We start from the raw sequence: 9,820 nt of genomic DNA on the forward strand, positions 1-9,820 counted from the left end.
TTCATCAGTACCACTTGATAAAGAACCTAATACCTAACTCACTCACATTAAAAAGCCATGGTCTTTGCTTTAAACTCACGAAATAAAAGCATTATTTTTAAATTTTTGTTAAATTATTCACTACCTAATTAACGAACTGTTACTTCTAATTCTTCTTGTAATTTCGTAATAGCCCTGTCAAACTCAGCTGTCACTTCATCATCTTTTAAGGTAGCCTTCTTAGCTTGATAAACAAGTGTATAAGCTAAGGACTTAAAGCCTTTAGTAATATGCTCTCCTTGATAATAATCAAACAATCGGACATCTACTAGGTGATGTCCACCATTAGCCCAAATAGAATTCAAAATCTGCTGATTTGTGATCTCATTAGGAACAGCAAGAGCGACATCACGAGTGATAGTTGGATATTTTGAAATTTCTTGGTATACTAATTCACCTTTTGGTGCAGCAATTATCTTTTCCAGATCCAGCTCAAAAACATAAGTCCGTTTTAATTTATATTCTTTAGCCAAATTAGGATGGATCTCTCCGACAAATCCTAACAGCTGGTCATTCAGATAAATATCTGCAGTTCGACCTGGATGCATTTCTTCGTGTTTGGCAGTTGCTTCAAAACGAATACCCTGGGTAATTCCTAAAGCAGATAGCAAAAAAGTTATGATACCCTTGGTCAAATAAAAGTCAACAGGTTTCTTAGAAGCATTCCAAGTAGCTTCATGGAAAAGCCCAGTCAGCGCACCAGCCACGTGTTCAACTTCACGCGGCCTTTCATTATCTTCATCTCTAAAGAAAACACGTCCCTGTTCATACAAAGCAACATTTTCCACTTTACGTGCACTATTATATGACAAGTCATCCAGTAAACCACTCAGCAGATTCATCCGCAATGTTGTGTGATCAGAACTCATTGGAAAATCAAGATTCGTTTGCAAAGCAGGTTTCATTGCAAAACGTTGCGCTTTTTTAGGTGTTGTCAAACCATAAGAAATAGCTTGGTCAAGCCCTGCACTTTCTAATAGACGGCGAGTTTCTCTAATTGCTTTTTGAACTTTTGTATATTTACCAGGAGTTGCTTCTCCAGCTGGAAGTGTGGCTGGTAATTTGTCATAACCATACAAACGGGCAACTTCTTCGATCAGATCTGCGTCGATCTCAATATCCCATCTTCTGACTGGAATTTCTACGGTATATACTCCGTGATCTTCCTCAACCCCGAAATCAAGTCTAGTAAAAATTTGCTTAACTTCTTGTGAGTCCAATTCTGTTCCAAGAACATGGTTGATCCGTTCAAGTGAAATTTCTACTTTTTTAGCACTTTGATCCGCGTGTTCTTCTCCAGCAACACCTGCGACTATTTGACCATCACCGAGCTCTGCAATAAGCTCAGCTGCACTATCTAATGCTTCTCTCACAGTTGCAACATTGATCCCCCGTTCGAATCGAACAGAAGCCTCAGAATGCAGCTTTTCTTTCCGAGCTGTTTTACGGATCCTGTGTCCGTCAAAAACAGCAGATTCTAAGGCAATTGTTTGTGATCGATCATCTATCTGAGTATTTGCTCCACCCATTGTACCCGCTAAGGCCACAGGAACATCACCATTAGTGATCACAATGTCGTCTGCACTTAACTTGCGTTTTTCATCATCTAAAGTTGTAATTTCTTCGCCTTCTTGTGCAAGGCGAACTACAATATTTTTGGTTTCTAGTTTATCGTAATCAAATGAATGTAAAGGTTGACCATAGTCCATTAAAATGTAGTTTGTCACATCAACCACATTATTTATTGGTCTAATACCTGCATTCCATAAACGTTTTTGCAACCATAGCGGGCTTTCAGCTACTTTTACATTTTTAATGATCCGCATCAGATATGTCGGAGCCAATTCTGCAGGGGCGTTTACTTCTACATAATCTGCGATTTGACTACCACTTTCCTCAGAAAGCTCTGGTTGAGAAAAACTGACCTTCTTATCGTATAAGGCTGCAACTTCATTAGCAACTCCCCGAATACTCAACAGATCAGCACGGTTAGGTGTGATATCGATATCGATCACATCTTCATCCATTCCTAAATATGAAAAAATCGGTTGGCCCGGTATTGCATCTTGCGGTAAAACATAGATCCCATCAGCATATTTTTTCGGAACAACGCTTTCTGAGAAACCAATTTCTTGTAATGAACAAATCATGCCCATTGAAACTTTACCACGCATTTTTGATTTTTTGATCTTATTATGTCCAGCGATCCAAGAGTTTGGTAATGCAACGATCACATTTTGTCCACTTTCAACGTTAGGTGCACCACAAACGATTTGATAAGGTTCTTCTTCCCCCACATCGACCTGGCAGATCTTTAAATGATCAGAATTAGGATGTGGCACCAAACTGTTAATATGACCAACAACAATTTTCTTTTGCCCATCTTCTAAACGAGATACCCCATCGATTTCTACAGCACTTAATTCTATCTTATTAGCCAAAGAATTCGTATCAATATCTTCAACCGGTACATATTCATTCAACCATTTTTTTGAAACTTTCATTAAGACGACCTAACCTTTCTGAGAGAATTGTTCGAGGAATCGAACATCATTTAGATAAAACTCGCGAATATCATTTACTCCATATTTCAGCATAGCAAACCTGTCTGGGCCTAAACCAAAAGCAAAACCACCGTAAACTTCTGGATCGATTCCTGCCATTTTTAAAACATTTGGATGAACCATTCCGGCTCCAAGTGTTTCGATCCATCCGGTATACTTGCAAACTGCACAGCCTTTTCCACCGCATTTAAAACAGGAAACATCTACTTCTGCAGACGGTTCAGTAAATGGAAAATAACTTGGGCGCATCCTGATCTCACGCTCTTCGCCAAACAAGTTCTTAGCCAACTGCTGAAGTGTGCCTTTTAAATCAGCCATAGTTATATGTTTGTCGATAACTAGCCCCTCAACCTGGTGAAATTGATGTGAGTGAGTTGCATCGTCTGTATCACGGCGATAGACTTTACCAGGTGAGATCATTTTTAATGGTCCCTGAGAGAAATCATGCTTTTCCATAGTTCTAGCTTGGACTGGCGAAGTTTGCGTCCGCATTAAAATCGAATTTGTGATATAAAACGTGTCTTGCATGTCTCTTGCCGGATGATCTTTAGGTAGATTTAACATCTCAAAGTTATAATGGTCTTCCTCGACTTCTGGACCATCCACAACCTGGTATCCCATTCCTAAAAATAGTTTCTCGATTTGATCAATAACTTGTTCAAGTACGTGCGGCTGTCCTTGCTTAACTGGAACACCTGGCAAAGTCACATCGATTTTTTCTTTTTCGAGTTTAGCCGCAGTTCTTTCAACTTCTAATTCTTCACGGCGCTGTGTAATAGCTTCACTGAGTTCATCCCGAACTTTATTAGCAAAACTACCAACTTTAGGTCTTTCTTCTGCAGGCAGATCACGCATCCCTCGCAAAACCTCCGTGATCGGGCCTTTTTTTCCTAATACGTGGACACGAATATCATTAACCTTTTTAGTATCAGATGCAGATTTTATCTCTGCCAAACTATTTTTTTTGAGCTCTTCAAGTTTGTCTTTTAGATTCATTGTTTTCCCTTCCTTAAAAATTATTGAGTTATCGTTTAGCTAGCGGCTTGTACGCTCTTTTTGGTTGCTTAAAAAATGACACATAAGATAATAGCTAATAATGAACGTTAAAAATATCTGTTAAACTAACATTTTTGTTTGCCTATATTTGTCGAAAAAAGAAAAAAGCCTCCTCCCTATAAAAGGGACGAGGCTTCGCGGTACCACCCTTGTTTCATCATTAGCTGCAACTGCAACTAATAATAACACTTGGAGCTTGATAACGATCAGTACCGACCGTAACGCTTTTCACCAGCATTTAGCTCCCAGCGCTAACTCAGGAAGTGAACTTCAACTATTTTCTCAACAAAACGTTCTCAGTTAAGCGTTTTTTCCTGTGATGATCGATAGTCTACTTTTTTCCGTCTTCGTTTCAAATATTATTATCAGTTTACCTTTATTAAAAATGATAGTCAAGTTAGTCTGTACAATCGGCTAAAGTATACCATTTTTCTGCCCAGCCATGGACTTGACCAATAATTCCAGCCAAATCTTCACCCTGTTCAGTCAACTGGTAAACGTCACGACAACTATCCTCTAACGGAGTCTTTGTGACCAAACCTTCGTTTTCCAGTTCTTTCAACCGTTCAACTAAAACACGATCACTACATTTATTAACACTATTAGCAATGTCTTTAAAACGTTGCGGTCCTTCAGATAATAGAACATCAATAATCAGGCCGTTCCATTTTTTACCAAGAATACCGAAAGTCTTTTCGAAACGAGGACATAGTTTATAATCGCTATCTTTCTGGATTTCTACTGCCATAACAACTCACCTCCAAACAAAACTAAAACACTTATAGTAAACAAAAAGCCCGCATTTAAAATATTCGAGCTTCCTACATTTAACTTCTATTTTAATTTTACTCTTATTTACTTACTTTTGCAAAGCTTAACCGCTGTTTGACATTCGCTTCGATCTTCTCTGCTAAATGTCCACTGTATTCAGAAGTAGCAGAATACTTATCGACAGCTGTCACAACAAAACCCTCAGGATATTTAGGTGGACAAATAGTCGCACCCCACATGTGTTTGATAATAATATCCTTTTCTAGTGGACTAAGATCTGTGATCTTTTCCGCATTTTTTAAAGCGATCCGCGGATGGATCCATGCATGTGTTCCACGGTCAAATTTCGTAGTCCGCCAATCATAATAAAATAAATCATGCAATAATCCGGCTCGAGCAGTAGCCCTTGCGTTTAAATGTAATTTTTTAGCGATCCGATAGCTGGTATAAGAAACATCAATACAATGATCCAGTCGTGTTGTTGCGTGGTGTTGCTCATATTCAGAAAGCTTTTGGACGGCTGGTTCTTGCAACAAATTGCCCACATAACTCATATATTCAAGATCTTGTTTCCATTTGACATTCGTCATATTCGTCAAATTACCTCACTTGCTTGATAGATTTATTGCTCTTCACGGCATAATACTAGACCGTTAGTGCTAAACTTGCAAACTATAATTACTCAAAACAGTAATGTTAAGCTATTCTTAATATTCAGGCTCTTAGCGCAAACATCAAGATGCCAGCTGCTATTGCAACATTCAAAGATTCTGCTTGGCCTCTTAACGGAATGTATAGATTCATCGAGGTTTCTTCCAACATTTTTTGACTCAATCCATTTCCTTCATTACCCATGACTAAAGCAAAATCTGCATGCTGACCAACCTCATCATAGCTTCGTGCCTGATCATTTAGCTCACTGCCAAAAACTGGGAAACGATTTTTCTTGAAGGCTTTTGTCCAAATAGACAAATCACCCTCAATAATTTTTACATGAAATTGACTTCCTTGCATCGAACGAACAAGTTTAGGCTGATACATATCAACCGATCCTTCACTTAAAACAACACCCTTAAAACCGGCCGCATCCGCTGTTCTTACCATTGTTCCGACATTGCCAGGATCTTGGATCGTATCTAAAAAAAGCCAAGCCCCTGTCATTTTCTCGGGTATTATTTCTTTTGTTTGGCCAATAATTACTGTTGCAAATATTCCTTGCGGACTAGGTGTTGCACTTAACTGTTGCGCAACTTCATCTGAAATTTCATATATATCCACTTCTTCAGGCATTTCTTGAGGATTTGCATGCTCTAATGCTGCTGGAGTTATCATTATTTCACTAATATTTTCATTTGCTTTAAGAGCTTCGTCCAGTAAATGCCAACCTTCCAGCAAATATTTTCCTTGTCTGCTTCTACCTTTTTTAGTTTGTAATTTCTTCCAGTTTTTAACTGTCTGGTTTCCAGTCGATTGAATATATTTCATCTTAACTTCCTACTTTTAAAATTATTTTTAAGCCAATTTCTTGGTAAAACGTAAAACTGCACATTTCTTTCCGTTTAAATCTTTTTGTGTTCCGGTAACTACTTGCAGTTGATAAATCTTAGCAATTTCTTTGATTAATTTTGTGTCTGCAGCGGTATCTTCACCCGTCAGCAAAATTGCCGTTACGGAATTACTTTCCTCTGCATAAAAAGAACGATATACATTGGCCTGGATCTTACTTAAAGCTAGATCACCAGTGAAAAAATGCGCACTGATCCTAGCAGCAGCTTCCATACAATTTAACGCAGTACTAAATAGATCTTCCTCGTTATGAAAAGACATACCTGGATTATGGAAAATATAAGTCAGTCCCTGTTCTGAAAAAGGAGCACAATCTAAAAGTCTGATCCTTCCTTGATCAGGATCATCTTTTGAGTATAGTAATAAGTACAAACAACTTAACTCCATTTCACGGCCACGCATATTCAATAACGGTTCTATATCATTTAATAAATTCAATTTGCTCTCTTGTTTCAATTGACGATAAGAAATAACTTCTATTCTTAGCGATGTATCCTGGATCTTATTTTTAACAGCTGCAGCAATGTGTTTTTCAATATTTCTACCCATATAAAGCTCATATATCACATTGCCAACAGCTTGATACTTAATATCCAAATTAACTCACCTCTCACTCATTCCTGCTTAATTATACAACGCACAAAGCAGTCGCGTATATGATTCTTACTTTTTAGCTTAGTTTAATTAAATCCAAACTACAAAAAAACCCTACTCCACTATCGGAGCAAGGCCTTAGGGGTTGTATTAATTTGTTTAGGGGGACAAATTAAATAGTTGTCAATAAAAGCAATGCCTTTAATGTCAACGCAGTAATTATAGCATAATGAAAATTTAACAACAACCCTTTTCAAAAAATGAATATTAAAAATTTGTGATGAACTTTATTGCAAAAAAATCCCGTCACAGCAGCGACAGGAAGAACAGATATATAATATGTGCATAGTCACCAGAACAACTGAAATATGTGATAGTTAGTAATAAATTGCTATAAAAAGTTTTGTTCCTTCGAATGACTATGTGAGTAGTATATACCTTCTCTTGCAAAAAAGCTATTACAAATACATTTCTTTTTGATTACATACTTTTCCAGGTTTCAATAATTTCAAAAAGTTCCTTTTTAAAGCCTAACTATAGGAATTACCTCCGTTATGACCGCCTACTAACCCAGTACGTTCTAACATTGTTCCACCATGTTTCAAACTATGTCCAAAAAATAATGCAGTTGTTCCAAATTTGTTTCTAATTTGGTCTAACGTTTTTTCAAGTACAACATGTTTTTCTTGTTTTTTTACAGAAGTAAATAAGTTTAATTGCAGATCTTGTGTAGTGATCAAACCACCAAAACTAACCGCAACATTTCTAACTGCTTCACCCTGCCAATTTTTTCTAAATAGCTTTAATAAGCAACGATTTAAAATACGGCCATCACTAGTGGGTGCAATTTTTAATTGTTGCGAGAACCCACTTGTTCCCATTTCTTCAGCTGAAGCATAAGAAAAACCAATACGTAAACTAACACACATCGTTTGTTTATGTCTTTTTCTCAACCGAGCCGCAACTTGCTCACCAATTTCTTGAATCACGACTTCAATTTCCTCTTGCCTATGATAATCCCTTGGTAATACTTGCGAATTCCCTAGACTATCACTTTTAACTCTAACTGGTTTTTCCAAATCAGTTCGATCGATCCCCCAAGCTAATGCAAGCAATTGCGTTCCCATTACCCCCATTTCTTCCTTTAATGTGTAAGGCGTAGTGTGAGCTAAATTTTTCATAGAGTAAATCCCCATTTTATGCAAATGTTTTTCCGTTCTTCTCCCAATACTCCACACTTCAGTTAAATTCGTGATCGACCAAATTTTTTCAGCAAAATCAGCATAACTCAATTTACCGATCAAACCAGTGGAATGTTTAGCAAAAAGATCTAGAGCTAGTTTAGCCTGAAGCGGGTTCTCTCCGATACCCACAGTAGTATATAATCCTAATCGTGCACGCACAGTCTCTTGAATCTGTCTAGCAACAGCTACAGGATCAGGGCCAAATAAGTGCCACGAATAGGTCAAATCAAGGATCGTCTCATCAATCGAATATGGGACACAATCAATTTCTTGAGTATACTGCCGAAATATTTCATTGATCTCAAGATTTTTTTCAATATATAAATTCATCCGTGGAGGAACTACCAATAAGTCATCATTTTTAGGCAGATCACGTTGCCGGCTAACATTATTAATTCCATACATTTTTTTGGCAACTGGTGAGGCAGCCAAAATAAGCCCTCCATTAGTATTTTCCTGTTCGGATAACACGACTAACGGAGCTTCCAGCGGATCAAGGCCTCTCTGCGCACACTCAACACTAGCGTAAAAAGATTTATTATCTATTAGAAAGAAAACACCATGCGGTTCCTTCGAATAATCCATAACAATCTCTCCAAACATTTGAGCTATATATTCATTATATGAACATTAGTTCGCTTTGTAAATATCTAAGTTGCTTTTTGGATATTCAAAAAGTTCTAATATGAAACGATAAAAATCATTCCATAATCAGAACTGATCTTAGATTGTTTTAATTCAAACCGCTGTACCAAAAGAGTAATTTTCATTAAGACGGCGGGTTACATATTTTACATGGCTGCAGTCCGCTTGCTTTAGCATCTTTTAAAGTGGTTGGGGTAAAGTGTCCACGACCATGAGGATGTGTATGGTATTTGTCTCCTGTAGGAGTTACATACACTCTCATGTTTTGTTCGTCATTTTGTTGGGTTTGTTCATTTTGTTGTACTTGATCATTATTGGCAGCTTTATAACTATCAGAATTAGGAGTCTGACCAGTATAGGCAGCACCAGAAACATTACTTGAACCATCTGCGTAGTTCAGCTTAACACCGTCTTGAACATTAAAAATAAAAACATTAAACGATATTTTGTTATCACCCACAGATCTGGCCATCATATGCACCCCACGAGCTAATAGTTCATTACCGCGAAATATTGGAGTAACTGAGTATCTGACATAATTAGTACTGCTCTGTTCAAGATATGCTTTGGTATCCATTTCAAAACACAACATTTCAGGACTATTTAATTGCCGTGTCCCTGTGATCAAGTTCCTCCAATTATCATTTTCAGCGGATAATGCCCAGCCAATTAAATGTGACCTATTATAAAGATAACCGCTTGAGATCCTTTTATTCTTCCAGCCGGTTGGGGTCACATCAGAAATGCTTTCGCGCTTTTCACCTGGTTTGGGCATTGTTGCCTGGCTCAACATAGCTTCAGCAAAAGTCGCACGATTTAAACTATCAAGCTCGCCATACTTTTCCCACGACCCATTTTTAGTAGACATCCCAGTCTCACTAAAGGTTGGGACTCCATTGTTAACATTGATGGTTTGTGTACCCTTAAATTCCAAAGCAGCAAGTTCTTTATTTGAGGCACGATTTTGTTGTTGAACCCTACTTTGATCCTTCTTTTTTGCTAACTGGGCCTTCCTAATAGATTCCTGTTTATTTGAGTACTCTTTTTTAGTACTTTTATTCCTTCGTGACGAAGAAGTTTTCCCCTTCTTAACTTGCGTTGCTCTATGTTCTTGCGAAGATACTTGTTCAGTTTTTTCTCCACTAGCCGTCTTCTCAGATCCTGTTGGAGTCAATACTCCAAAAATAACAAAGGCTAAGATCGAAGCACCAAGTATCATCCACTTCGTTTTCTCCTTCCGCCTTTTTTTGTTAAATAAACAAAAAATAAAATAGATCAAAGCTCCCAACCATATGATGGCAAAAAAAGTGTCGGGAGTGTCAAGAAGTTTGTGTAAATGAA

The 9,820-nt window shown here is 37.6% G+C and carries 8 protein-coding genes; all 8 read right to left on the bottom strand.

The features are described 5' to 3' along the window. Positions 1-128: 128 nt before the first annotated feature. Positions 129-2,543, bottom strand: coding sequence for a phenylalanine--tRNA ligase subunit beta (pheT, locus tag FC65_RS06155; protein WP_056971953.1), 2,415 nt, complete (start codon positions 2,541-2,543; stop codon positions 129-131). A 9-nt stretch (positions 2,544-2,552) separates the two neighbouring features. After that, positions 2,553-3,599 carry a phenylalanine--tRNA ligase subunit alpha gene (gene pheS / locus FC65_RS06160; protein WP_056971954.1) on the bottom strand — a complete coding sequence of 349 codons (1,047 nt, stop codon included), beginning with the start codon at positions 3,597-3,599 and terminating at the stop codon, positions 2,553-2,555. A gap of 457 nt (positions 3,600-4,056) precedes the next feature. Then, positions 4,057-4,407: a winged helix-turn-helix transcriptional regulator gene (locus tag FC65_RS06165; RefSeq protein ID WP_056971955.1), complete on the bottom strand. Its 351-nt coding sequence runs from the start codon at positions 4,405-4,407 to the stop codon at positions 4,057-4,059. A gap of 103 nt (positions 4,408-4,510) precedes the next feature. Next, positions 4,511-5,020: an HD domain-containing protein gene (locus FC65_RS06170; protein ID WP_010496096.1), complete on the bottom strand. Its 510-nt coding sequence runs from the start codon at positions 5,018-5,020 to the stop codon at positions 4,511-4,513. Positions 5,021-5,144: 124 nt separating this feature from the next. Continuing rightward, the gene (locus FC65_RS06175; RefSeq protein ID WP_010496097.1) at positions 5,145-5,915 is read right to left on the bottom strand and encodes a TrmH family RNA methyltransferase; all 771 of its coding nucleotides are present in this window, start codon (positions 5,913-5,915) and stop codon (positions 5,145-5,147) included. A 27-nt stretch (positions 5,916-5,942) separates the two neighbouring features. Continuing rightward, positions 5,943-6,593, bottom strand: coding sequence for a hypothetical protein (locus FC65_RS06180; RefSeq protein ID WP_010496098.1), 651 nt, complete (start codon positions 6,591-6,593; stop codon positions 5,943-5,945). A 527-nt stretch (positions 6,594-7,120) separates the two neighbouring features. After that, complete coding sequence (locus FC65_RS06185; protein WP_465262345.1) at positions 7,121-8,425, bottom strand: Y-family DNA polymerase; 1,305 nt, start codon at positions 8,423-8,425, stop codon at positions 7,121-7,123. Positions 8,426-8,603: 178 nt separating this feature from the next. Then, on the bottom strand, positions 8,604-9,820 hold a 1,217-nt coding region (locus FC65_RS06190), incomplete at its 5' end, for a DNA/RNA non-specific endonuclease (RefSeq protein WP_338088173.1).

The sequence above is a fragment of the Ligilactobacillus acidipiscis DSM 15836 genome (assembly GCF_001435755.1).
Lineage (GTDB): Bacteria > Bacillota > Bacilli > Lactobacillales > Lactobacillaceae > Ligilactobacillus > Ligilactobacillus acidipiscis.

Bases quoted from the DNA above. Each gene is read 5' to 3' on its own strand.
- pheS (WP_056971954.1), bottom strand. From the start codon at position 3,599: ATGAATCTAAAAGACAAACTTGAAGAGCTCAAAAAAAATAGTTTGGCA.
- FC65_RS06175 (WP_010496097.1), bottom strand. From the start codon at position 5,915: ATGAAATATATTCAATCGACTGGAAACCAGACAGTTAAAAACTGGAAG.
- FC65_RS06165 (WP_056971955.1), bottom strand. From the start codon at position 4,407: ATGGCAGTAGAAATCCAGAAAGATAGCGATTATAAACTATGTCCTCGT.
- pheT (WP_056971953.1), bottom strand. From the start codon at position 2,543: ATGAAAGTTTCAAAAAAATGGTTGAATGAATATGTACCGGTTGAAGAT.
- FC65_RS06170 (WP_010496096.1), bottom strand. From the start codon at position 5,020: ATGACGAATGTCAAATGGAAACAAGATCTTGAATATATGAGTTATGTG.